22 protein-coding genes, 1 tRNA gene and 1 pseudogene are annotated in these 25392 nt (G+C 40.8%); 13 read left to right on the forward strand and 11 right to left on the reverse strand.

The features are described 5' to 3' along the window. Positions 1 to 9 precede the first annotated feature (9 nt). Both IT6_RS02775 and IT6_RS02780 read left to right on the forward strand, forming a co-directional pair. Positions 10 to 570, forward strand: a complete 561-nt coding sequence (locus IT6_RS02775) for a Slp family lipoprotein (protein WP_206827596.1) — start codon at positions 10 to 12, stop codon at positions 568 to 570. 147 nt (positions 571 to 717) lie between these two features. Then, entirely contained in the window at positions 718 to 1305 is a 588-nt protein-coding gene (locus IT6_RS02780) for a protoglobin domain-containing protein (RefSeq protein ID WP_206827598.1), read from the forward strand. Positions 1306 to 1362: 57 nt separating this feature from the next. On the opposite strand, the gene ispF is transcribed toward IT6_RS02780, so the two are convergent. Continuing rightward, complete coding sequence (gene ispF, locus IT6_RS02785; protein WP_206827600.1) at positions 1363 to 1845, reverse strand: 2-C-methyl-D-erythritol 2,4-cyclodiphosphate synthase; 483 nt, start codon at positions 1843 to 1845, stop codon at positions 1363 to 1365. 75 nt (positions 1846 to 1920) lie between these two features. Between ispF and IT6_RS02790 the strand changes: the two genes are divergently transcribed. The 3 genes from IT6_RS02790 (at position 1921) to IT6_RS02800 (ending at position 3226) form a co-directional block, all read left to right on the forward strand. Continuing rightward, positions 1921 to 2793: an NAD(P)-dependent oxidoreductase gene (locus IT6_RS02790; protein WP_134440170.1), complete on the forward strand. Its 873-nt coding sequence runs from the start codon at positions 1921 to 1923 to the stop codon at positions 2791 to 2793. Continuing rightward, complete coding sequence (locus IT6_RS02795) at positions 2790 to 3080, forward strand: cupin domain-containing protein (RefSeq protein ID WP_206827607.1); 291 nt, start codon at positions 2790 to 2792, stop codon at positions 3078 to 3080. The genes IT6_RS02790 and IT6_RS02795 overlap by 4 nt, the downstream gene beginning before the upstream one ends. Before the next feature lie 70 nt (positions 3081 to 3150). After that, a tRNA-Glu gene (locus IT6_RS02800) sits at positions 3151 to 3226 on the forward strand. A 354-nt stretch (positions 3227 to 3580) separates the two neighbouring features. Here the strand turns inward: IT6_RS02800 and IT6_RS10720 are convergent. The 6 genes and pseudogenes from IT6_RS10720 to glnD all read right to left on the reverse strand — a co-directional run bounded on the left by IT6_RS10720 (position 3581) and on the right by glnD (position 12594). Next, positions 3581 to 5026 (reverse strand): annotated as a pseudogene (locus IT6_RS10720) (IS1634 family transposase). A 188-nt stretch (positions 5027 to 5214) separates the two neighbouring features. Next, positions 5215 to 5832, reverse strand: coding sequence for a hypothetical protein (locus IT6_RS02815; protein WP_206827622.1), 618 nt, complete (start codon positions 5830 to 5832; stop codon positions 5215 to 5217). Positions 5833 to 5835: 3 nt separating this feature from the next. Further along, entirely contained in the window at positions 5836 to 6645 is an 810-nt protein-coding gene (locus IT6_RS02820; RefSeq protein WP_206827624.1) for a ComEC/Rec2 family competence protein, read from the reverse strand. Between the two features lie 5 nt (positions 6646 to 6650). After that, positions 6651 to 7412, reverse strand: coding sequence for a ComEC/Rec2 family competence protein (locus IT6_RS02825; RefSeq protein ID WP_206827626.1), 762 nt, complete (start codon positions 7410 to 7412; stop codon positions 6651 to 6653). Between the two features lie 729 nt (positions 7413 to 8141). Continuing rightward, entirely contained in the window at positions 8142 to 9845 is a 1704-nt protein-coding gene (locus tag IT6_RS02830) for a GAF domain-containing protein (RefSeq protein ID WP_206827628.1), read from the reverse strand. Positions 9846 to 9879: 34 nt separating this feature from the next. Then, entirely contained in the window at positions 9880 to 12594 is a 2715-nt protein-coding gene (glnD, locus tag IT6_RS02835; RefSeq protein ID WP_206827631.1) for a [protein-PII] uridylyltransferase, read from the reverse strand. 93 nt (positions 12595 to 12687) lie between these two features. On the opposite strand from glnD, the gene IT6_RS02840 reads away from it, so the two are divergent. Both IT6_RS02840 and acpS read left to right on the forward strand, forming a co-directional pair. Then, a complete protein-coding gene (locus IT6_RS02840) occupies positions 12688 to 13428 on the forward strand; it encodes a pyridoxine 5'-phosphate synthase (protein ID WP_206827632.1) in 741 nt (246 codons plus the stop codon). Between the two features lie 11 nt (positions 13429 to 13439). Next, positions 13440 to 13811, forward strand: coding sequence for a holo-ACP synthase (gene acpS / locus IT6_RS02845; RefSeq protein WP_134440165.1), 372 nt, complete (start codon positions 13440 to 13442; stop codon positions 13809 to 13811). A gap of 246 nt (positions 13812 to 14057) precedes the next feature. Here acpS and IT6_RS02850 read toward each other — a convergent pair whose 3' ends face one another. The 4 genes from IT6_RS02850 to IT6_RS02865 form a co-directional block, all read right to left on the reverse strand. Beyond that, positions 14058 to 14927, reverse strand: coding sequence for a class I SAM-dependent methyltransferase (locus IT6_RS02850; protein ID WP_206827633.1), 870 nt, complete (start codon positions 14925 to 14927; stop codon positions 14058 to 14060). Between the two features lie 228 nt (positions 14928 to 15155). Next, positions 15156 to 16085 (reverse strand): AraC family transcriptional regulator, encoded by a 930-nt coding sequence (locus IT6_RS02855; RefSeq protein WP_206827634.1) that lies wholly within the window; start codon positions 16083 to 16085, stop codon positions 15156 to 15158. Positions 16086 to 16105: 20 nt separating this feature from the next. Beyond that, on the reverse strand, positions 16106 to 16825 hold the full coding sequence (locus IT6_RS02860) for a response regulator (protein WP_206827635.1): 720 nt from the start codon (positions 16823 to 16825) through the stop codon (positions 16106 to 16108). Positions 16826 to 16834: 9 nt separating this feature from the next. Further along, on the reverse strand, positions 16835 to 19537 hold the full coding sequence (locus IT6_RS02865) for a sensor histidine kinase (RefSeq protein ID WP_206827636.1): 2703 nt from the start codon (positions 19535 to 19537) through the stop codon (positions 16835 to 16837). Between the two features lie 184 nt (positions 19538 to 19721). Between IT6_RS02865 and IT6_RS02870 the strand changes: the two genes are divergently transcribed. The 6 genes from IT6_RS02870 (at position 19722) to bamA (ending at position 25262) form a co-directional block, all read left to right on the forward strand. Then, positions 19722 to 20384, forward strand: coding sequence for a 50S ribosomal protein L25 (locus IT6_RS02870; RefSeq protein ID WP_134440160.1), 663 nt, complete (start codon positions 19722 to 19724; stop codon positions 20382 to 20384). A gap of 35 nt (positions 20385 to 20419) precedes the next feature. After that, entirely contained in the window at positions 20420 to 20974 is a 555-nt protein-coding gene (pth, locus tag IT6_RS02875) for an aminoacyl-tRNA hydrolase (protein ID WP_134440159.1), read from the forward strand. A 55-nt stretch (positions 20975 to 21029) separates the two neighbouring features. After that, positions 21030 to 21365 carry a 30S ribosomal protein S6 gene (gene rpsF, locus IT6_RS02880; protein WP_134440158.1) on the forward strand — a complete coding sequence of 112 codons (336 nt, stop codon included), beginning with the start codon at positions 21030 to 21032 and terminating at the stop codon, positions 21363 to 21365. A 6-nt stretch (positions 21366 to 21371) separates the two neighbouring features. Then, a complete protein-coding gene (locus IT6_RS02885) occupies positions 21372 to 21809 on the forward strand; it encodes a single-stranded DNA-binding protein (RefSeq protein WP_206827637.1) in 438 nt (145 codons plus the stop codon). A gap of 59 nt (positions 21810 to 21868) precedes the next feature. Further along, positions 21869 to 22459 (forward strand): 50S ribosomal protein L9, encoded by a 591-nt coding sequence (rplI, locus tag IT6_RS02890; RefSeq protein WP_134440156.1) that lies wholly within the window; start codon positions 21869 to 21871, stop codon positions 22457 to 22459. Positions 22460 to 22562: 103 nt separating this feature from the next. After that, on the forward strand, positions 22563 to 25262 hold the full coding sequence (gene bamA, locus IT6_RS02895) for an outer membrane protein assembly factor BamA (RefSeq protein ID WP_206827638.1): 2700 nt from the start codon (positions 22563 to 22565) through the stop codon (positions 25260 to 25262). Positions 25263 to 25392: the final 130 nt, after the last annotated feature.

The following is a 25392-nucleotide window of genomic DNA, read 5'->3' on the forward strand; positions in this document are numbered from 1 at the left end:
TCGATATTCATGAGGCGCAAATTTTTTGATCCCAAGCAGCATAACTGGATTGAAAAAAGAATCTCTCCTTTACTACCCCAAAGACATTTATCTTTTTCCCTTTCCCTATTTATGTTATTTTTGCTTGTCCTTTTTATCTATCCAGCACATGGATCTCTTATTCCCAAGGAAATCCTAAGCAAATTAAAAAAACAGCCCTCTTTTGAAACCTTACTCAAGGATCCCGATCTCTATAAGGGCCAATTGATTCTCCTTGGAGGTATGATTCTTTCTAATGATCCTTTAGAAGACCGTACTGAACTGCTAGTCGAACAGAGGGAGCTGAGTCATTCTGGAAAACCTAAAAGTTCTTCTCATAATAAAAAGAGCTTTTATGTCATTTCAAAGGATTTTCTCGATCCAGAAATCTATACTCAGGGCCGCTTGGTAACCGCCTATGGCACTATTAAGATAAGCAGACGTTCGGAGAAAAAAAAGATTTATCTTGAAGCACGCTCTGTCTATCTTTGGCCGCAATTTAGCCCTCCAGCAGGAGGATACATAGGCATAGGTCCCGGTTTTTTCTTCTGAATTTCTTCTCTTAAAAACCACTGTATAGGTCTTAAGACTATATCCACAACAACCCTTTGCTTCCTCACAAAACCATTTTTTTTTGTAAAAGAGTCAAGCAAATCTCCTTATTTTCACGGGTTTTTCCAATTGCTAACTTTTTCAGCCATGGGCAACGATATTGCTTCAATCACTGAAGCTATTCTTAAAGAGATACCCGAATGCTGTCGGTTGAGTGAAAAAGATATAGAAAAGATCTCTTCATTGAGGCCTTATCTGTATCCTTTGGAAGATAGGCTTGTCAAAGGTTTCTACGACGTGCTTTATGGCTATCCTCCCACCTCTTCGATTTTTGATCTTTCTGAAAGGGAAAAAAGAGAATGGACATTAAGAAACTGGTGGAGAAGAACTCTTGATGGCCCTTTTGACCTTCACTACTGGACATGGCAAGCGGCAGTAGGCATCATCCATATTCGTCGAAAAGTCAAAAACCCCATGATGATTGGCATGTGGGCTTGGATCCTCAACTTTTTAGGAAAAGAATTATCAAAGATTTTATCTTATGATGAATTTACAAAGGTCTTAGAAGCTTTCCACAAACTTGCAGCAACAGCTGAAGCTTTGACCGCCGAAAGTTATCTTCACCACTATCTCCTTGCCCTTTGCCATGCCACAGGAACTGATCTTCAACTTATCGATCGGCTTGTTCTTATCGAACTGGAACAAGTTCAAAAGACCCTTAGCCAAAAAAGCTAACTTTTTTATTTAAAGGCTGCTTTTAAGGGCTAAACAAAGTTTCCGTAACCATTAGGTTTAATCAATCCCTTTGCTAATCAGGCAACTTGCAAAAGCGGCAATTCCTTCTTGCCTTCCAATAAAACCGAGTTTTTCATTGGTTGTTGCCTTGATACCCACCTGGGCTTGGTCAATGCCTAGAGAAGATGAAACTCTTTGTTTCATCTCTTCAATAAAAGGAGAAAGTTTTGGTCTTTCACAAATCACAATGGAGTCAATGTTTTCGATCCGCCACTTTTCTTTAAAAAGGATTTGGCTGATCTCTTCAAGAAAAACCAAGCTCGATACATCTTTCCACTTTGGATCACTATTCGGGAAAAAAAACCCGATATCTCTTTTGCCCATAGCCCCAAGCAGGGCATCAGCTATAGCATGAATTAAAACATCACCATCTGAATGACCTAAAAGACCTAATTCAAAGGGGATGTTAACTCCACCCAAGATCAACTTTCTACCTTGGGCAAGCCTGTGGACATCATAACCGATTCCTGTTCTAATCATGGGCATAGGGTAAAGAATGTAAAAAAAAATAAAAATACTTTTTTAAAATTCTCATTCTGTCTTTAATTTAATTCCGTGAGCGGTATAAGAATTGCCCTACTAGGGACGGGAATACTTGGGCATAGCATCGCTGAAAGACTGCTCCACACCTATGATTCTCTTTATGTGTACAACCGTAGTCGGTCAAAGGCTGAAGATCTCCTCTCTCTTGGAGCAACTCTGTGCAATACTCCTGCCGAAGCCATTGCGGCTGCCGATGCCCTTTTTTTAGTTTTAACCGACGCCAAAACCACGAAAACGGTTCTGGCTTCGGCTGAAGAAAAAACTCTTTTTGAGAAGAAAACCTTTTTCCAGCTCGGAACGATTAGCCCTATGGAAGCCGAGGAGTTAAATGCTTACATTACGCAAAAAGGAGGGGTATTCATAGAACTGCCTGTGTTGGGCAGCAAAAATGAAGCTAAAAACGGTTCTTTGCTTTTAATGTTTGGGGCAAACGAGGAACAATACCACAAATGGCATGATTTTTTATCCTCGCTGGGAAAAGTTTTTTTTGTCGCTGAACCCAAAAAAGCGGCTGTTTTAAAACTTGCCCTCAATCAATTGATCATTTCATCCATGGTTGGGTTTTCTTTAAGTTTTGCAATGGTGATTAAAGAAAATATCGATCCCAAACTTTTCATGAACATTCTGCGGGCAAGTGCGCTCTATTGTTCAACTTACGATAAAAAACTGCCACGGCTGGTAAAAAAAGATTATGAACTTGCCAATTTTACTTTAGATCTTCTTTTAAAAGACCTTAAATTATGCTTGGAAGAGACAGAAAGACTTTCCATAGAGTCTGCTCCATTAGAAATTTCAAGAACGATTATTGAGCAAGCCCTAAAGCGTGGATACGGACAAAAAGATTATTCAGCTCTTTTTGAAGCAATTTTTTCACCCAAACCATGAATACTTTATCTTCTAAAGCCATTATCATTGAAAAAAATCCCTCGCAAAACAAACTTGATGAACTAGGTGTTGCCCGTTGGCCCATATGGGAAAAAGAACCATCCTCTTTTGACTGGAGCTATGATCAAAAAGAATGCTGCTATATCCTTGAGGGTGAGGCCCTGATCCAGGTGGGAGAAGAAAAACCTCTTCGGATAAGTCAAGGGGAACTGGTGACCTTTCCCGCGGGTCTGTCTTGCCACTGGGTAATAACGAAAAAAATAAGGAAACATTATCAATTGGGTTAACTTATTTTTTTATTTTAGTCGGAGTTGAGAAAATTTTAAATCTCTATTATCTATTTCTAATTAAACAAGAGGCCCCATCATCTAGTTGGTTAGGATACGGCCCTCTCAAGGCCGGTGGACGGGTTCGAATCCCGTTGGGGCTACCACAATTTACTTCTGAGATTATGCCAATATATTTTTTTTGTGTGTGTGAGGCACGGAAAGATAGAGATTAGATATGGATTAAAAATTTTTTGTGAAACTTTCTTTGAAATGGATGCCTCAATTTTTTGCAATTTTTATGTGTTTTGGGATATTTTTACCCTGTTTTAAAACGATTTGAGACAAACATCTTGATTTTGTTCAATCAACTTCATTTTCTCTTGAGATTTTTCAAAAAGAAGTTTCCTGCTCTGTTTATTAAATTTAGTATTTAATATTATTACCATTTTGTTAACTGAACTTCCGAAACTTTGAGATATAAGATGTTGTAGCAGAACAATATAACATTTTTATTCTGCCTACAAGGCCCATTTGGGCGGCTGAGCGAAGAGCGGAAGCAGATCGAGTTTATGAAGCAACACGTTGAGCTCTGTAGGAATCTTGGATAAGAGCCCGATCACAGGCTTTCCCTTGGTAGAAAGTTGGACCAAGCGGATTGATTGCAAGCGACGGAGCACTTTGGGAACTTCTTCAGTGAAGCCCTTCGCTACCCATTCGGTTCCGAGTCGGGCGCTAATCCAGAAGGCCAAGAAGCAGAGCCTTATGTGGTTACGGACCCGGTCCGGCCGCCAATGATAAACCGGACGAATTTCCATGTAGCCCTTGAGCTCGGAAAAGGCGGCCTCAACCTCTGCAAGTCTCTTGTAGTGCGTGAGGACTTGTTGATCCGAAGCTTTGGCCAAAGGGAGGTTAGTCTCCAAAAGATACCAACCATCGATCGCCTCTTCTTCCTTAACCCGATCCAAATCGAGCTTCCACCAGAACCGGCCTTTGGCGTCAACCCCATACCGAAAGTATTTATGCGCCTGGATTTTCTGGAGCGCCCGTCCAACCCGGCTGCCCAGATTAACCGGATCCGCTCCCTTCCGTATTGACCGTGCTATTTGGTGCAGCAGCTCTTCTCCTTGCTCGATCCGTCTTTCTCGTTGCTCCCTATCCCGTTGTGCTCGCCACTCCCCTCCGGCAATAACATAGCGAACTCCCTGCTGTTCGATCTCCAGAATCCGAGTCCGATCCGTAAGCCAAAGCTGGCGATCTTCGGGAAGACTTCTGATAATCTCCTGCAACTTCGCCTGAGTTGCCCGAGTCACGTACCTGAGTTCCAGGCCTGTCAGTATCTCCAGGTTCCACCGGCTCTTCATCCCCCCCGTCGAAGACAAGGGTCGCTTCCTGGATCCCAAACCTTCGTCGCAGCGTAATCAAAAGCCCCGTCAGGGTCGTGCTATCTGCCCGGTTTCCTCGAAGCACCTCCACGTGAATCGGAATCCCCCGACTATCCGTAGCGACGGCAAGAAGAACCTGCAGCCTATCCTGCCGATGATCCCTGCTGTAGCCATATTGGGCCAAGCCAGCTGGACCATCTCCTTCAAAATATACACTGGATAGATCATAGAGCACCAGGCTTGCTCCAGTCGGTTGAGACTCCTCGTAGAGCTTCTTCTCGATCCCGCTCCAAAGCCACCCGAGTTCATCCAATCGCTTTATTGACAGCCTCCATACAGAAAAGCCACCTATCCCTCCAGCGCATAAAAGGCCAAAGCATCCGGGGCTTCCCACTCCTCCAAGGGAACAAGCTTCTTCCCCTGCAAGATTGCCCTGACTGCATCCCGGACTTCTTCAGGCATCCGAGTTAGATTGGCTAAAATCCTCGTCTTGACCTGGTTGCCCACTCGGTAGGACTCCCTGACGAGATAAGACCGATAGATCTTGCCTTTCTGGTAGGTACGAACCTCCTGTAAATACATGCCTACATGTATATCAAAATATGAGAAAATAATCAACAAAAATAATTCACATTTATTCCCATAATACGTCCTACATTGTTGGCCCTAAGTGCTTTGTCTGCCTAAATTTTACTCAAAATTATAAGGAAGATCGGCTAACTCTAATGCGAAAAAGAAAGAAAGTATCGATTGTTGTTTATTATGACTACCTATAAATTTAAAGTTTTTATGACAACAAAAGCCCTGAGAACTTCATCTGTTGCGTATTTCCAAAATCGTTTTGATCGTCGGTAAAATATAACTGATGAAAATATACTCAATAAAAACAATATCAAAGTGGATATTTTAAATACAAAAATCACGAAATACATCAAAAATAATGATTCAAATAAAAATAAAACAAGCCACCCCCTATACAAACCGTAATAGGCGTTAAATACAGAAACTCGACCAGTTTCATCTTTGATAGAGACTAACGTATAACATAGATTCCATAATCTGTTTTCGTCTTGTTTTTGTAGTCCAAAAAATTCTTTTGCTTGGTACAAGATTTCCTTTTGCTTATCATCGTAACTTCCTTTATCCTCTGGGATCAAAAATCGAAAAAAACTTATATCATTTATTAGATTCGCAAATCCCTGGACCAAGTGTCCTACATAAAATGCAATAATAAGCCAGATTAAGGTAGTGTCTAAACTAAAAGATATTATATGAAATTGAAAAAAATAAAATGCGTCAAAATCAATAAGCAATAGTGTAAATGCCCCAACTATAATATAGCTGATTACGTCATAAACATTAAGCTTTGAAAAAAACTTTTCCTCCATAGCTTAACAATTTTGATTGATATGAATGATGTAGTTGCCAATAGCCGGAATTATAATTGTTATTCTCCCATCTTTACGAGTTGTTAGAACCTTTCTAATACTCCCACTAATGTTTAAACCTCTACAATGTTGAGCGTAGAGATTATGGCTTTGTGTTTCGTGCATTACCGGCTTATCAGAAATAATTATTATATCAGGAGCACAGTAATCGAACACTTCACGACAATAGCCATTTTTTCTTCCATGATGAGAAGCAATTAAAATATTTGTTCGCTTCAAACATTTTACAAATTTTTGGTTTTCTAAAAATTTTTCCCACCCAGCGGCTTCAAGGTCTCCTGGGAACATTACACCCACTCCGTTGTAAGCAACAAAAGTAACAACACTGAGATTATTTGTATCTTGAAATTCTTTCAACGAATGATGAAAATAAGCGATTTCCATCTCATAGCTTGGGCATATCGGTGAAATGAAAACATTTCGTATCCAATATAAAGCTGTTTTCACCGCATCGTGTACTTCGCCACTTTCTTTGATTTTTTTATGTTCCAACCAGTCGGGATCAATATTGCTGTTGTAAGCAATACTTTCGGGGAAGATATTCATTTTGAAATTTACTAAATCGGATAGATGATCTTGGTCCAGATTACTTAAAACAATACAATGAGGTTTTTGATTGCGTTGTTGCAACCAGCTTGAGGGTCGCCAATTTGTAGATTTGTTGCATCCAGCTCCTATCAATATCAAATGGCCACATGGCGTCTCTACAGCACTACACTCTCCATGTTCAACATCAAAAATGTGAATTTTCATCGGCTTCATATAGGATACCATTTATTGCTGTAATCCCAAAACTCTGTCCGGAAAATTATTTTTTCCTCCTCATTTATACGAACCTTTACATTTCCATAATACTTGGTTGATAAAACTAACCCATGCTTTTTGTAAGTATCGCGGTCATAATCAACGCCTTCCGCAACTGAAACCACTGTTAACCTCGGTTTTACTGCTTCCAAAAAATCTATTGAAATGTGATTTTTACTTCCATGACCTGGTGCTAAAAGTATAGAAGATCGCAATTCGTTTTCCTCATAGTTTTTTACTACATCGTCCAATGCTTGCTTTGAGGCATCTCCAGTAAGCATGACTCTTACTCCATTGTATGTAATTTGAAGTACATAACTTAAATGATCGTATTCCTTACTCTCTTCTGCTATTTTTATAAGCTCTTTATTTGGTGAAAGTATTTTAATTCCATCTTGTACCCAACAACAATCAGCATTTGTATTTCGCAAGGGACTTAAAACATTAACATTCTTAATGCTTCCTTTTTTTAAGGATTGATAAAACTCCCAATCTGTTTTGTCATAAAGAGAATTTTCCCAGCCACCAGGATTTGGTTTATTTTCCGGGACATGCCAAAAATTCCTTATATACTTCTTATCAAAAAGTGTTTTTAGCCCTGACATATGATCCATATCAGGGTGCGTTAGAATAAATCGGAAAATTTCTTCATTGGGAAAATTGTTCTGTATATAATCAGTTGGATTATTGTGATTCGCTTTTTGCAAACGCTCCATTGAGGTTCTTTTGCTTTGTGAAAATGACCTGGAGTCGTCTATATCAATTACGCTTAAACGGCCCGATGGAAATTTAATTATTGTACAATTTCCTTTTCCTACATTTATAAAGTGAAAATCTAACATATTATTTAATCCTAATATTTATTCTTAATCTCTTTAACCTTAACATGGCGTCTCACCTGAATCAATTTTAACGATGGTATGAAAAGAAAAGTCAGCCGTTTGGAGACTCGATATTGATCTTGGAACATATCTTTTTGCAGGGGGTATTTCCTGGAGTTTGAGCTGATATTGGATTTATTCTTTGACATAGTTATAAAACTATTCTATTTACCTAGACAAATATAATCAAATGATTTATTTAAAAAAAATATATATACTTAATCTTTACATAGAGCTTTTACCTCCGCACGCGCACTTAGAGGATTGGACAAGATCAACCATAAAGATAATGAACTCCAGCTGAAAAAAACCGGGTAAAGTACCAAAGGGAGTAGTATAAATTCATTTCCTCCAGACTCCCATTATTCTTTTTGACCACTCGACATGAAAAATGAAAAAGGATATAATGTGTAAAAACAAATTGGAAAATTTTCTGCTTTGCTCGCTACAAGGCAAGTGCCGCCGCTAGGTGGGATTATCGTGCCGTCTGCATCACAACATCTATCTAGCGTTCTGCTGGAAAAAGGTTCAAAAGAGTTGTAAAGTTGTATAGTGATTAGCTTCCTAATCAAAAAGTGGAAAAAGTAAAGAAAAAGTGCTTCCCTCTCCTAGTGTTGAGCTGACCTTGACTTTACCCCGGTGGTTTTCCATAATTTTCTGAACGATCGCTAATCCAAGACCCGTTCCCTGTTTTTTCCTTGTCAAAAACGGAACAAAAAGTTCTTCTATTTCCGCCTTCGACATTCCTGATCCTGAATCTTTAACCCTGATAGCTAAATAAGGATCCGTTTCGGTTTCTTCTATTTCAGCTATGATTTCAAGAACTCCTCCCTCTCCCATCGCTTGGGCTCCATTAAGGATGAGGTTCAAAACCGCCTGTTCAACCTGTGATCGTTCAGCTTTAATTTTAGGAATGGAAGGAGAAATAGAGGTTTTTACCTCGATTTTTTGCCCCGCTAATTTATGCCGGGATAATAGAAGAACATCTTCGATGATTTCTTCAACTTTCAACGATTCCAAAGAGGGTTGGGTGGCTTTCCCTAACACCAGGACTTGATCAACGATCCGGTTCATCTGGATCATCTTTTTTTCAAGAACTTCCAAGTCTTTTTGAGACACTGGGTCATGTTGTATTCTCGTTTTTAAGCTATGAATAAGCATGTGGATTACCGTAAGGGGATTTCTGATTTCATGAGCAATTTCTGCGGCCAAAAGCCCAAGGGAAAGCAGCCTTTCCCCTTCCCTGAGATTTTCCTCGGTTTGAACAATCCGATCAAGGAGCCTAGCTTTAGCCAGGGCCACCGCCGAGAGATCGGCAAGGGTTTGTAGTAGCTGGATCTGGCTATTTGAAAACCGGTGAGGAAAGGCGGTAAAAAGGGCAAGCACCCCCTGGCATTCGCTGCTAAAAACAAGAGGAACAGACAAAAAAGAAACCATCTCTTTTTCCATAGCCAACTCAGGACAATGGATCAAAGATTCTTCATGAATATCCTGTATAGCCAACGGCTTGCACTTTTTGACGACGACCCCAAAAATAGACTCACTTAAAGAGATCGTCATCTTCTCTTTTTTCATGGTTTCTTTGTCCTTGTCACAAGAAGCGATGAGATGGAGTTCAGTCTTATCTGGATTGAGAAGAAACAACTTTCCCTTGTTGGCATTCATAAACGTCACGGCATTCCTTACTACCCCTTCTAAAGTCTTTTCAAGATCTTCCTGGGAAACGATCGTTCGGCCTATCTCAATAAGAGTAGAAAGTTGGTCAGCTTGTTGTCGGAGTTTTTCAAATTCCCATGCCAATGATAACCATTGGGCGGATTCCGCAGCAATGGCTTCCAACTCCTTTTCGTGTTCCAAGCTATAGTGAGCTTTTTGATGGCTATCGACGTTAAGGACACCGATGACGGTGGATTGCCATTCTATGGGAACGGCCAACTCCGATTGAATCCGAGGGTCTATGGAGACATAACGCCAATCTTTTGTGACGTCGTCAATGCGCATGGTCTTAGCCGAGTTAATGACCCAGCCGGTAATCCCCTCGCCCACTTTAAGCTTGGTTTTTTTGGCTTTATGTTTAAGGCCAAAACTGGCTTCTATATCAAGCAAACCCGTATTGGGATTGAATAGAACAAAAGAACCGCTATCCGATGCTGTTCGACTAATCGCTATTTTCAAAAAATGCCGGATAACTCCCTGAACCGTCAGCAACTTCTTTACTTTTTCAATGGATATTTCACCACTCAATTTCCGCAGATGAGCAAGATGCATTTTAACCCTTCAAGCCGTTTTATAATCCTTTATTCTAAATGCCTATGGCCTTGCGTATATTTTTTAATATTGATTTAATCTCTTCTTCCTTCACGACTTTTTGTCCGCTACTGTTCAAAATGTAAAAAGTATCCAGGGCAGCTCCCTTCTCGGTTGCTATACGAGCCGAAACAATTTCTATGCCAAGCTCCAAAAGAGCATTTGATATTCTATAGAGAAGAGCCGGTTTATCTGGAGTTTGAATATCTAAAATCGTGTAGTTTTTAGAAGAGTCCTGATCGAAGCTAATAGAAGTGGGAAACTCTCCTTCAATTTCCTTTTTAACTGTGATCCCGGGTTTAGGAATACGGCTAGCAATGTCAAAAGATTCATCAAGAAACACTTCTTCAAGTATTTTACAAAAAGGATCTTTATACTGTTCTTTTGAAGCAAATTCCATTTTGGATGTACAGACCTTGAAAACGTCGAGTATGATACCGTCGCTACGAGTGTTAATATCGGCACTCAAAATAGAAAGGCCAATAATGGAAAAACTCCCGCAGATCCGGGAAAAAACGCCTAACCTATCCCAAGTTACAACAATGACTTCTGAATAGTCAAACTCAGGCTTGTCTATCCATTTAACCACGGGAGCCAAAACATTGGAATGGGAGTCGAGTTGTTTTTCAAGGAAATGATGAATAGTTTCAATATGAACCGCGATCGATTCTTCAGAAAAAGTCTGGAAATATCTTAAAGGCAGGTTATTAAAATGTGCATCCACTTCTTCTTGATCAATCTTTTCAGAAAGCCTTTCCTTTGTTTTTTCTTTTATCTGTTCTATCGATTTTCTGCGCTCGATAATAAACTCTTCCTTGTTCGATAAAGCTTGGGAGGTCTGACGATAGAGCTCCCATAGTAGAAGGTTTTTCCAACTTGACCAATTTTTGGATTCTCCGGTTCCTTCTTGATCGGCAAACGTCAGTAACATTAGCATATCCAGTCTTTGCTGGGTCATGACTATCCGGGCAAACTCTAAAATGGTTTCCTCATCTTCAAGATTACGCCTGGCCGCGATCTGGCTCATTAAAAGATGTTGATCAACCAGAAAAACGAGCAGCGAAAGTTCCTCAGAAGATAACCTCAATCTTTTTGCTACATTCATGGCATGGATCGCACTCTGTTCTTCATGATGTCTTTTATGGCTGGCCGCTCTTCCCGTATCATGCAAAAGAATAGCTAAATAGAGAATAAAGGGATTTTGTAGCTGATGAAAAAGGGTGGCAAACTGTTTGTAAGGCGCTTCTTTTGCTCCAATGAGAGAGTCAATCACCTCGAGGGCGCGCAAAGTATGTTCATCAGCCGTGTATCGGTGGAAAAACTCATGCTGGACCAGGCATCTGAGCGGAGCAAACTCAGGGAAAAGCCTTCCCAACAACCCAATTTCATGCATCTGCCGGCATATTTCCCCTACTTGGCCTTTCCGAGAAAATATCAAGCGAATAAGGTTCCTTACGTCTTTACGACGCAAGAAGTTATAATTGATGAGATGCAACCGGTGTTTGATCTGCATCTTTAGAGTTGTCCCTATTTTTAAGCCCCATCTTTGGATAAAGGAAAAGGCTCTTAAAATAAGAATAGGGTTTTCAGTGAGTTTTTCTGGGTTAACGACTTCCAGGCTATGATCTTCGATTGTAAAAGAACCTATGTTTTTTTTAGCCTTTGATCTAGAAAGAAATCCTTTTTTTTGGTAAGCGATTGCTTCAGCCGTACTATTTGCAATGAGATAGATCTGCAGGGCATGGTCGTAATATTGTCGCATGAATTCCTCGACCCGGCCTAAAATATCTTTTTGAGGATACCCAAAGGCATTAGCCACTTTGCCCTGGTTCCCAAGGGTCAAGAGGTCAAACTTTCTTTTTTCACGGTAATGCAACTCTTCGCGTACACGAAGAAGAAAATCATAGGCATTTTTCAGTTTTTCCCAATCCTTGTTATCAATCCACCGCTCTTTTACAATTACTTCTTTTTGAACTATTTTTTCCTTGACCCGAGCTATCCAAAAAAGATTCTGGTAATCCCTTAATCCTCCACAGCCCCATTTAATGTTAGGTTCTTGAACTAGGACCGTACCCCCATATTTTTTATGTTGTTCTTTCAAATCTTCAAAACGCCATTCGATAAACTCCTTTTCCTTTCCCGTTATACAGGAGGGCTCAAAAACATCCTGAAATTTTTTCCACAAAACTTTCGAGCCACAAATCAAGTCGGAATCAAGAAGTGCAGTTTTAGTTTGCAAGTCTTTATTAGCCGCGGCTATGATTTCATCCAACTGATGCGTCGAATGCCCCACATCCAGTCCGATGTCCCATAGAAAATAAAGGATTTGGTGTATGAGTTCAAAAATTGATTGTTCACTTTCTTTTTTGAGATCATAAAGAAAAAGCAAATCGATATCACTGGCTGGAGAAAGTTCTTGCCTGCCAAATCCACCCACAGCTAAAAGACAAATTGCAGGTTCTTTCAAAGCCATTTGCGGATAGACCTGTTCGAGGGCCATCGTCCACATGTGAGTCAACACCGCTCTGAAAAGCTCTGCCCGCTTATAGGTGATCGCTCTGCCACCGGATCCTAAAGCATATTCCATCCTAAGATGATGGGACTCTTTTTTTAAAAAATTTCTGTAAAATGAAACCAGCTCTTTAGGTTTTCTTTTGCTCTGACTCCATTGCTTTTCTATTTCTCTCAGGAACTTTTCGAATGAACTCATCTTAGTTTTGCAACTTCAACTCAATTCATTTATCATAACTCAACCCCGCAATCTTTCCACAAACTGCTCAACAAAACTAATAAGGATGATAAAATGATTCGGCTAGGACTTAACATCGATCATGTTGCTACATTAAGACAAGCAAGGTATAAACAAACCCCTTTTTCTTCGCTTGCTAATCCGTCGCCCCTTGAGGCAGCAAAAATTGCTCAAGAAGCTGGAGCCCATTCCATCACCGCCCATCTTAGAGAAGACCGTCGGCATATTCAAGATGAAGATATGCGACTTATCCGAGGGGCGGTTAGAGATTTGAACATGGAAATGGCTCCTATAAATGAAATGGTGGAGATCGCTTTGCAAATCAAGCCTAATGAAGTCTGTTTGGTCCCAGAAAAAAGAGAAGAAGTAACCACGGAAGGTGGACTGGACGTTGCCGGCAACTTGTCAACAATTAAAAAAGTGGTTAATGAACTTTCCCAGGCAGGAATAACGGTAAGCCTTTTTATAGATCCTGATCCGGTCCAACTTAAGGCCGCCAAAGAAGCATCAGCCCACTGTATCGAATTGCACACCGGTCAATATGCTCTAGCAACTGAACCCAAAGAGATTGAGGAAGAAATTGAAAAGCACAAGTATTGTGCTCATCTTGCAAAGGAACTTAACCTACAACTCAATGCGGGCCATGGACTTAATTACAAAAATGTTAGCCGTTATATACACTCCGTTCCTTTCCTTCATACCCTAAATATAGGCCATGCGATCATCTCTGAAGCCCTTTTTTGTGGACTTAAACATGCCGTCCAAAAAATGATCCAGTTGCTCGATAAACAATAAGTAGCAATCTTATGAAAATCATAGGATTAGGAATTGACTTGGTAGAAAATAGCCGGATCGAATCACTTTATAGTCGATATGGTGAGCGGTTCTTAAAAAAAATCTATAAAGAGACTGAACTTTCCTATTGTTTAGCCAGGGCCAATCCCATTCCCCATCTTGCAGCTCGGTTTGCAGCAAAAGAAGCAGCGATCAAAGCCTTGGGGAGTCCCGTTGCTTATTGGAAAGATATTGAAGTGGCTTCCCTAAGGAACTCCCCTCCAAAACTGCTATTTCATGGTGAGATCTCAAAGCTTTGTTCATCCAAAGGAGTAAGCTCTATTCTTTTATCCTTTACTCATACTCCCCTAGCTGCCACGGCGGTTGTTATTCTTGGAGGTTGACCTTTTAAAGGATAATCAAGCGGGTGGTAAACCTAACAATGATTTTTTTCGGTGGATCCTATTGCTTTTTTAAGATCAATACCGAGCGGTATTTTTCCCTTTGATTTAAAAAAAACAGGATTTTTCCTTTCAGCTATAGGTTTTTAATAAATAACAGGGCTAAAAAAAACAGGGGAGAATCCCAGCTTTTAGCTGACAGCTGCACCGTTTAATCGATCAAGGCTATAGCTCAAAGTTTTTCTTGATTTATTTTGGCTTTTCACAGATCAAAAAAAGGATCGAATGAGGAATGGCTATACCTTTTGGAGTTTTTAATCTATCTAATGCCTGTTCGATATGAGATATAATTTTTTTTCTTTGAAAATCAGGGAACTCCCGGAGCAGGCTTCCTCCACTGCTCGACTCATAAAACCGGATAAGTTCCTCTCCGGTTTTAAACAGATCAATGTAGTTTTGGGTTTTTGTTTCTAGGATTTTAAAACCGCTTTCAAGGACAAGTCCCTGGGCTTCCTCAGCTTCCCGTCTATACTCGGTTGTATCAAACTCCTTGGGGACGTAGCCTAATACAGATTGCACTGATTTTCTCACAATCGACATTAAAAATAGGTTTTGTTGCTTAGCCCCCATCGCTATGCCTAATTTTCCCCCTACTTTCAATAAACGATAAATATCCGCTATGGCCTGTGGTTTGTTGTCGATCCAATGAAAAACGCTATTGAGATAAATGACATCAAAATAGTTATCTTTGAATAGATAAAGATCTTCGGTGGAAGCAACTTTAAACTTAAGGTTTTCCTTTTCTCTCCTGCGTGCTATGTCAATCCTAAAAGGGGAAGGATCGATCCCAATGACTGTACCTTCCCTCCCCGTTATTTCAGCCACGTAAGCAGCCAGTCTTCCTGTGCCACAACCGATATCAAGCACCTTCTGGCCTTTTTTAATTTTCAATAAAGAAACAAGCTTTTTCCCCTGGATGAACTGAGGATTACTTAATTTGTCGTACTCAGAAGCTAACTGGAAGGAATCATAGAAATAACTTCCTGGCTGACAAACAATCACGGCCCCTGGATAAAAAAAGAAATAAATAAAAAGAAAAAACCTACAAAACGACTTCATTGGGTTTTAGCCCTAATGTATTAGAAAAAGGATCAGAGAAAGCTTATTTATTTCATCCTTATAAAAATCGTAAAAGGCTACATTTAATATCTTTAGGTTATTTTTTTAGGCCTTTTATTCCTTGTTGGATAGCGATTGAACAACAAAAGAAAAAAGGGCTAGTCTTATTCTTTGTTATAAAACAAAAATGTATCCAAGTTTGTTTAAAAGAAGTTCAGTCAAAAAAGATTATTTGCTGACCAGCCTTTTGGGAGAAGGATATACACAAGGACAACACCCCATGACCTGGCAGAAAACTTTGCTAAAATAACTTAAGCTGGAATAGCCGACAGCAAAAGCGGCTTCCGTGACATTGTAATCACCTCTTTTTAAAAGCTCCGCCGCTTTTTCAATCCGAAGATTACGGATGTAAATAGGAATAGTCATACCCATTTCTTTTGAAAAAAGCCTACTTAAATACGAAGGACTCACTCCAACATATTGTGCAAGTTCAGTTAGCCGGATAGAGCGAGTAAAATGTTCTTTAAGATACTCCTTTGCCTTTTCAACAATTAACTTATGCGCGGGTGAAAAAGGGCATATCTTGACATCGGTATTGATCGGTTCAAAAAGGACTTCTGCAGCGGCTTCAAGGGATAAAGCATGGGCAAAAAGAGTCAATGTTGGCTGAGAGAATGTTCCCGACAGAAGGTTTTCCAGCCGGACTCTCAGAGACGAAGACATTATTCGAGGAGAGCCGATCAGGGGTTCTTCTCTTTTGCCTTCAAGCCAAGCTTTGACGGGCGGAAGAAGCCATTCTTCCATCCCCTTAAGTTCCTCCGCCAAGGCTTGCCTAGACCATTCCACAGTTACAAACTGGGCATATTCTCCAGCCTTTCTTTCCGCATGCAATCTCTTTTTTGAAATCGCATAAAAACCGACTGTTCCAGGTCGAAATTCAACCATCGATCCGTTCGAATAAATGACACCATGCCCTAGATTATTGATACAGATTTCCAAGCTGTTGTGATGAAAGCTCTTCGACCAGTCAAAATAACCATCGATACGGGATTCAATAAGCTCCAAACTCCAACCATGAGAATAAAAACCCCCGGCCAGCTGTCTCCACCTGCCCGAAATATCTTTCCATGCCCCTTCTTCAATTTTAGAAAGGTTCATCTTTTAACTCACAAATAAGCTTATTTTATGCCATCCTCTGGATCCAAAATCATCAGCCTATACCCGACTCCAGGTTCGGTTAGCAGAATTTTAGGTTGCAGCGAGTTTTCCCCAATCTTTTCTCTAAGCCTGGCCATGTAAACGCGCAGATAATGAATCTGGTCCATCCCCCGTGGACCCCATACTTCTTGTAATATTTGCCTATGAGTTAAGACTTTTCCTGCATGACGAACCAGAAGTCTTAATATGCCATATTCGGTAGCCGTCAGCCGTAGTTCTTTCTTATGGAAGAAAACCCTCCTGTTAACTAAATCCACTTCAAGACCATCCGACCGGAAAACCTGGAGGTTGTCTTGAGGCTGAAGTCTTCGTAAAAGTACTCTCATTCTAGCCATCAGCTCCTCTTCTCCAAAAGGCTTGGTTAAATAATCATCAGCCCCATAATCTAGAGCTTGGACTTTATCTTTTTCCTGGTCAATAGCGGACAGCACCAGAATTGGCACCTGGCTCCATTCCCTTATCCTCTGGATTACAGTTGTTCCATTCATATCTGGCAACAGAAGATCTAAAATAACAATATCGGGTCTTCTTTGAGCCGTTTCCAAGATACCTTCTTCTCCCCTAGAAGCAAGAAAAACCCGATACCCTTTTGCTTCAAGAATCAGTTTCAATAGTTTTAGTATCTGCGGTTCATCATCAATAACCAGGACAGAAATCGGAATCTGTTTTTCTCTGTTCATACTCGGTCTTTATTTTTTCACAGGTTCTTCGGTTGGCATAGGATGAACTTCTGGAACACTTTCAAGAGGAATAACGATGGAAAAGACAGCTCCTCCTTCAGGCCTATTTTGAACAAGAACCTTACCCCCATGAGCATCAACTACACCTTTAACAATGGAAAGGCCTAATCCCGTTCCACCCGGTGGTGCTCCTGTACCTCGATAGAACTTCTCAAATATCCGGTTCAATATTTCGGGGTCTATCCCTGGTCCCCGATCAGCTACCCGGATGACAAGCGCGTTTTTTTTCACTGAAGCACTGAGTTCAATTGGAGAAGAGGGCGGAGTATGTAAGGCCGCATTGAGCAACAAATTATTCAAAGCTTCTAACATTAACGAAAAATCAATTTTAATTAACGGTATTCCAGGCTGGATATCTACCTTAAGCTGCCTGCCGGCTAACTCTTTTTGTGTTTCTTTAAGAGAAAGATTAAACAGGTCGTGGATATCCGCCCATTCTTTCTTGAGTTTGAACCTTCCCGACTCGATTCTAGCCATATCAAGAAGATTCCTGACAATTCGATTCAGTCGAAGAGTAGCCGACCTGATTTCATCGATAATCATAGCCCTCTTTTCGCTCGACAAATCTTCCTTGTTCAATGATTCGATAGCGGTGGTTATGACCGCAATAGGCGTTTTCATTTCATGGGATATGGAATTGAGCAGTGTGCGGCTAAGCCTTTCGGATTCCGCAACCACTCGAGCATGCTCGGCCAGCTCAGCCAGCCTTTGTCGATCGATAACAAGAGCTATCTGGTTAGCAAAGGCTTGAATCAAACTTTTTTGATCAAAAGAAAGGGATTGGATCCCAGGCAGGCTTATTCCAAGTACCCCTACAGAACCCTTGTGCGTAGAAAGAGGTACATAATAGGCCTTGGAAAGAGGGAGATTTTCAGTAAATCTACCCGCCGCTTTACCATGTTCAAAAGCCCATGCTGCAACACTGGCTTCTTTTTCGGTAACCTTAAGGGTACTTGCCCAATGGGGTAACCCTGAAAGCTTGTTATCGAAGGGATTAACGAGAAAAACGGCTACTTCGGCTTGGAAAAAATGAGAGAGCTGCTCAACAACCTTGATGACAATTTCATCGAGACCTGCAGCTTGCGAAAGCTCCTGACTTAGCATATAAAGAGCTGAAATTCTAGCCTCTCTTCTTCTTTCAGCTTTTTCTTGAGCTCTCAATCGCGTAATGAACTGGCCTAGAACAAGAGCAACTACAAAATAGCTGAACACCACAAAACCGCTTTCTATCCCTTGGATCCCAAAGGAAAATTTTGGAGATAGAAAACAAAAATCCCAGATTATGGCACTTAACAAGGCAGCTACAAGGACAGGACCCCTGCCCACAAACAGGGCAAGGATTACTATGCCCAAAAGATAGATCATTCCAATCGATCGACTTCCGATCCATTGGTTAACCCACAAGCAAAAAAGGGTAATTGCAAAAATAACCAAGCAGGTTAGCCCGTATTGTGAAAAACTCGATTCGGGAATGGGTAAAATTTTCTGTTTTTTTGTCTCTCTTTCCTTTTCTTCTTCACCGACGATATGAATGTCTATCTCTCCGCTTTCCCTCACCAACCGGTGAAGTAAGGACCGACTTTTAAACCATTCAACAAGTCCTCTTCCCCTGGGTTTTCCAAAGACAATCTGGGTAATGTTCCACTGCCTGGCAACTCGCAGAATACCCCGGACAATGTCCTCGTCGGCCGTAGTAATGATCTCGGCTCCCAGATGCTTAGCTAATTCAATGTTTTTTGAAAGCCTTTGTTGGTCTTCTTCAGCTAAAACCCTACTCGTTTCCACGTATACCGCATACCATGGACATTTCAGGCTTTCAGCGTTCCTCCTCGTCCATTTAATGAGAGCCTCAGAGAAAGGACTTGCACTGATGGCCACCAGTAACCGGTGAGAAATTTTCCATGGTCCTTGGATATGCATTATCTGCATGTATTCCTGGACGTCTTTGCCCGCTTTTTCAGCCGCAAGTCTCAAAACGATTTCTCGAAGCGCTCTTAAATTGCCTTCCCTAAAAAAATTCAGCGCTGCTGCCCGAGCTTGGTCGGGAATGTAGACTTTGCCCTCGGCAAGTCGTTTGAGCAGATCTTCAGGAGAAAGATCAACCAGTTCAATCTCCGCTATGTCCACAATGCTATCAGGAACCTTTTCGTAAATAGGGGCTCCTGTGATATGGCTGATCATATCTGTCCGGCTCTCAATGTGTTGAACATTAAGAGTAGTATAGACATCGATACCCGCTTCAAGGATTTCCAGTACATCCTGGTATCGCTTCAGATGCCTCATTCCAGGCGCGTTGGTATGGGCCAACTCGTCTACAATGACAAGTTGGGGTTTTCGTTCGAGGATCGCATCAAGATCCATCTCTTCCAGGAAGATATCTCTATACTGGACGATTTTTCTTGGAATGATAGGGATACCTCGAGTGAGCAGCTCGGTTTCTTTTCGCCCATGGGTTTCGACATATCCAATAACCACATCTTTGCCATTATTCAATTCAACCTGGGCTGCCTGGAGCATTGCATAGGTCTTCCCCACTCCGGGACACATGCCGAGGAAAATTTTTAAACTCCCCCTGTTCTTTTCGCCCTCTTCTTTTTGTACGACCTCAAGCAAGGCATCTGGATTAGGTCGGTTATCGATCTGATCTTGCATTATTAAAAATAGAAGCTATGAATAAGGATTTAGCCAAATGAAATTAAGCAAATATAGAAGATTTTGAAAATTTTATGTTTTTAATTATTGTAAAACTAAATCCGACGACTATCTTAAATACCTTTATCGAAAAAGCATATAACAGTAAATAATAGATGCAATCCTATTAGAAGGGACAACGATTATGGCACAATCTATCACTCTTAAGGCTAACCTAAGAAAATCAATCGGGAAGTCTGCAGTCAAAAAACTACGGTCTAAAGATAAAATTCCTGCTATCCTTTATGGAAAAGGAACTTCTGTTCCCTTGGAAATTCTAGCATCGGAATTTAAAAATCTTTTTCATGGAAAAAGAATAGAAAAAGTCCTTTTAAACCTAGAAATTACAGATGCCCAAGAAAAAAAGTCTACCTTGGCATTTCTCCAGCAAATTCAACTCCATCCTCTCACCGACAAGCTCCTTCATTTAGATCTCCATGAGCTCTCCGCCGATGAGAAAGTCCATGCAGAAATAGACCTCATTTTTACAGGCGAGCCCCAAGGCTTAAAATCGGGTACCGCAAATCTGGATATATCGTTACGTAGAATCAAAATTAGTTGTTTTCCTAAGGATCTGCCCGACTCCATCTCTGTATCAATAGATCATTTGCAAACGGGCGAATCTCTTCATGTAGGAGACATTCCTTTACCTCCAGGGGTCGAATCGCTGAGCCCAAAAAATCAGGTTGTTCTGTCGCTTGTTGCAGCCAAGGGTGGAGAAGAAGAGCAAGCTGCTGGTGCTGCTGAAACTGCTGAACCCGAGGTCATAAAAGAAAAGAAAGTCAAAGCTGAAGAATCTTCACAATAAAGGGTATTTAAGCTACTCTTTAGAGGATTTTCACTGTGTTCCATATTGTGGTTGGTTTAGGTAATCCGGGAAAGGAATATGAGAATACAAGGCATAATATCGGATGGAAGGTAGTCGAAGAGCTAGCCAAAAAACAAAACCTTTCTTTTAAAAGGGATAAAGAGAGCCAATCGAAGATCGCATCTAAGGAAAAAGTGATTTTTGTCCTTCCTCTAACTTATATGAATCTGAGTGGTCAGGCTGTTTCTTATCTTTTAAAAAAACTGAATTGTCGAGCTCAAGATATCCTTGTTATCCTTGATGACATTTTTTTACCCCTTGGAAAATTGAGGTTTAGGATGAAAGGATCTTCCGGGGGGCATAAAGGACTCCAATCTCTTATAGAGGAACTGCATACGGTAGAAATTCCAAGATTGCGTTTGGGCATCGGCCCTTTACCCGAAGGTGAAGAGTTGGCCGATTATGTGCTCAAGCCCTTTTCTGAAACCGAAAAAAGCAAGGTCGAAGAAATGACTACTAAGGCGATTCAATTTTATGAATCCTTGCAAAAAGATGGAATTGAAATTGCATTGAACAAAATTACTTCATAAAAGTAACTATTAATTAAAGTATAAAAGAAAAGATTTTTTCACAGAGTAATCCCTCATGAACAGAACTTATGATGCTCTTTATATTCTTGATGTACAAGGTAAAGAAGACTCCCTTAAAGAGATGATCGAACAGATCGAAAAAACGATCAATCAATTGGGCGGTAATGTTCTGAGCCTCCAAAAAATGGATAGAAGAAAGTTTGAAAGGGTGGCTGGAAAAATTGACTCAGGTTATTATGTTAACATGGGTGTTGAATTAGCTCCTCAGAGTCTTAAAGAACTTGAAACCAAGCTTAAGGCCAATCCTTCTATCTTCAGGCAATTTTATGTGAGAAGAAAAAAGGGACTGTCGGCTGTTCCAAAAGACCAGTTGCAAAATATCGTGACTTAATTTTTTATGGCTGACTTAAACAAAGTTTTCCTTATAGGCAACTTAACACGGGATCCCGAATGCCGTTATACTCCAAAAGGCACACCGGTGGGCGATCTTTCTCTGGCTATAAACAGCTCTTACCGAAGTCAAGATGGTCAGGTCAAAGATGAAGTTTGCTTTGTCGAAGTTGTTATCTGGGGTCGGCAGGCTGAAACATGCAAAGAATATCTGCAAAAGGGTTCCCTGATATTCGTTGAAGGGAGGTTGCAGATGGAACAATGGGAAACAAAAGAAGGGGAAAAAAGGTCGCGGATGAGAGTGAGGGCTGACAGGATTCAATTCCTTGGAAAAGCCAAGGGATCTAGCCAACCTACTCCTGTTGAGTCTTCATCAACCAAGACTGATACTGCCTTTTCTCCTCCAGAAGAACCCCAAGCGGGTGATGAAGAAGTCCCCTTTTAGATCTTGACAACTCATGAAAGAAAAAGGAATAAAAGTCTCCCATTAGAATAGGATTTACTATGGATATAGAAGTTATTCTTAATAAAAAACTCGATAAACTTGGCGCCGAAGGAGATCTAGTCAAAGTCAAGGCGGGCTTTGCTCGAAATTACTTGATTCCTAACGGTTTAGCCACTATTGCTACAACGACTACGAAAGCACAAGTCGAACGGCTAAAAAAAATGCGTGCCGAAAGGGAAGAAAAAGAAAAAGAACAGGCTTTAGAGCTAGCTTCAAAAATCGGCTCGCTTCGACTCACCTTTAATTTATTGGGAGAAAAAGAGACGAATAAAGTCTTCGGTGCCGTGACCACCCAAGATATTTGTGAAAGACTTCTTCAAGCAGGAATCGAGGTCGATAGAAAAAAAATTTCCTTGGATAGACCTCTTAAGGAATCAGGCCTTCATGTTGTTCCTATACATATCCATCATGATGTCTTGGCTCAATTGCAAGTGGAGATAATTTTCCCCAAGAAAGAAAAAGAAGCGGAAAAGGAAAGTAGCCAAGAAAAAGCCAAGAAAGGTGACAAAAAAAAGAAAGATAAAAAAGAAAAAAAGGAGAAACAGCTTAAGAAAACCAAGGCAAAGAAAGCTGAAGATTCATCAACTTAATCAAGGCATACCCTGCAGCAGGGGGGATTACAATCAGATCATTTAACTAGACTCAGTGCTATGGTTTTCGATTTTGTGGGGATAGCAGGGAAAGGAAAACTCTGTGAAACCCAATGTTTTTCTCTTCTTGCTTAACATCAGAATAGAAGAACATATTAATCTTAAGTTTTCCTTAGCTTTTCTTTTCTTTTTTTTAATTTCCTTTGACATAGCCCTTTGCCAGTCCTCCTCTTCTCAAGAAGGACCTAATCTTCCTCCCCTTCCCTCTTCGATTGACGCTCAACCTAAAAGTGTTTCTCCTTCACCAAGTCCAAGCCAAACGGGCGGTTCTTCCAACCTTGCTCAAGAACAATCAGAACAACTGACTCCCTCTGCTCCCCGCCTTGCTCCTCCATCACCGCCCGAAACCCCTCCCACAGAAGAAGAAAAACCCGTCGAACAAGCCGTACAACCTCCCCCCCATGCTATCCCGATCAAAAAAAAACCTAAAAAAATTGTCGGCCCACCTAGTGGGGCGGAAAGCCAGAAGAAAGGCCCAACAGTTAAGGAAATTGAAATCGTCTACGTTGGCCCCAAGTCGGTGAATCGGTCCATGATTCTTTCCAATATGCGCACAACGGTAGGGCAACCTTACTCAGCAAGCACGGTAGAGGAGGATGTCAGGAATCTTTATGCGACTGGACTTTTTACTAACCTTAGAATATCGACTGAACAAGTTGCCGAAGGAGTGAAGGTCATTGTGATCGTTCAACCTAAACCGCTGGTCAAAGAGGTCACTATCCAGGGAGCAAAGCAGATCCCTATAGAAAGGATTAAAAAACAGATTAAAACAAAGATTGGAGATCCTTTAAGTGAGTTCCAAGTTTCAGCGGATGCGGAAAAAATCAAGGAATACTATCAAAATCATGGTTTTGGTAATGCCCAGGTCACCTACAAAATCGATGTTAATGAAGAGTTCGGTCGGGCTATCGTTAGTTTCTCGATTTCCGAAGGAGAAAAGCAGTTCATTGTAATGGTTAATTTCGTCGGCAATAAAGCCTTCAGTAATGCTGAGCTGCAAAAACAACTCAAAACGAAAAAAAAGAATATCCTTTCCTTCGTAAACAAATCGGGAATTTTTAAAGAAGACCAACTTCAAGAAGATTTAAGAAAACTCAAGGAGTTTTACCAGGATCATGGTTATATCGACATGCAAATCAAGGATGTCAAGGTATCTAGCCCACAAAAAGAGCAGATGGTTGTGACAATCACTATTTTTGAAGGAATCCAATATAAAGTAGGGACTATTCAATTCCAGGGCAATGTTATCCATCCTAATAGTGATCTACTCGATAGCATCAAAATGAAAGAGGGTAGCGTGTTTTCTCCCAAAGGACTTGATGACGATATCAAAGCGATTAGGGATCTTTACGGCAAACAAGGCTATATCGATGCGGAAATTAAACCTGAAAGATTAGCTAACATCGAAAATGGCCGCATTGATTTGCTCTTTAAAATATCGGAGGGCAGCCAGGCTTATATCGATAAAATCATTATCCAGGGCAACAACCAGACCAAAGACAAAGTTATCCGCCGGGAACTGGCGGTGGCCCCCGGAGATGTGTATGACAGCGTTAGGGTTGATGCGAGCAAGAAAAGGTTAGAAAATCTGGGTTACTTTGACAAAGTGGAGATCAATCCCCAGGACACCAACATTCCTAATAGGAAAAACATGGTCATTTCAGTCCAAGAAAAAAGAACAGGAAATGTGACTTTTGGACTGGGATATAGCACGATTGAAAGTTTGCTTGGGTTTGTCGAACTCAACCAGGGAAATTTCGACATCGCCAATCCTCCTTCTTTTACGGGCGCTGGACAGAAATTTAGGTTTAGGTTGCAACTGGGTATTTTCATGGAAAGTGCCATGTTATCTTTTACCGAACCCTGGTTTATGGATCAACCGCTAATGGTCGGTTTTGACCTCTTCTTCAATCAACTGACCTATCTTCAGTTTTACAACGGATTTAACGAAACCCAGTATGGTTTAGATCTGCGTCTTGCCAAAAGACTAAACCAGTGGTTTACTCTTTCAACCCGCTACGATTTTAATGTATACGATCTTTGGGGTTATCTTCCAGAGGTCGAGAATATCCCTGTGTTTGCGCAAAACAGAGGGTCAAGAACCCAAAGCGATATCACTATGGATCTGATCTATGATAGCCGTGACAGTGTCTTTGTCACCCGGCATGGAACCTATCTTGATTTCAATATCCTGGGTGCGGGAGGCCCATTGCTTGGTCAAACCGATATCTATAGATTACAGATCGATATATCCCATTTTGAAAACTTTCCTCTCTGGGACATTATTATGTGGAATCACCTGACGGCTGGATTTGTCCAGCAATACGGTAAAAGCAGTTTTGTTCCACTTTTTGACAGTTATTTTGTTGGTGGTCCCCGTTCTTTAAGAGGATTCGACTACAATCTTGTTGGGCCTAACTACCTTCCCCTCGATTTTCCGGTTGGAGGTCAAACCATGGCGGTTTGGAACCTTGAATTTACATTTCCTGTTGTAGACAGGGTCAGATTTGCCGTTTTCAATGATATGGGCTTTAATGCCGGTTCGCTCATTGGACCAAATGAATACATCCCCACCCCTCTTGTCGCAGGACAGGGGATAAACATCGATGCGGATTACGGGTTTGGTTTAAGATTGTTTTTACCTATTGGTCCCTTACGTCTCGATTACGGTATTCCCTATTTAAGGCAGAGCTGGTTGAATAAAACAGGCAGGTTTTACTTCGATGTGGGCTATTCTTTTTAGGCCAATGAATAGATCAAAAATCATTTGACAAAAGAATAATTTCTCTTTTCAATTGCTGAGCATAAAAATTACACAGATGTACCGCGGTAAGGTATTACTTGTGTTTTAACCAAAATCCGTTATACTTTTT

Origin of the sequence: Methylacidiphilum caldifontis, assembly GCF_017310505.1 — a bacterium.
GTDB lineage: Bacteria > Verrucomicrobiota > Verrucomicrobiia > Methylacidiphilales > Methylacidiphilaceae > Methylacidiphilum > Methylacidiphilum caldifontis.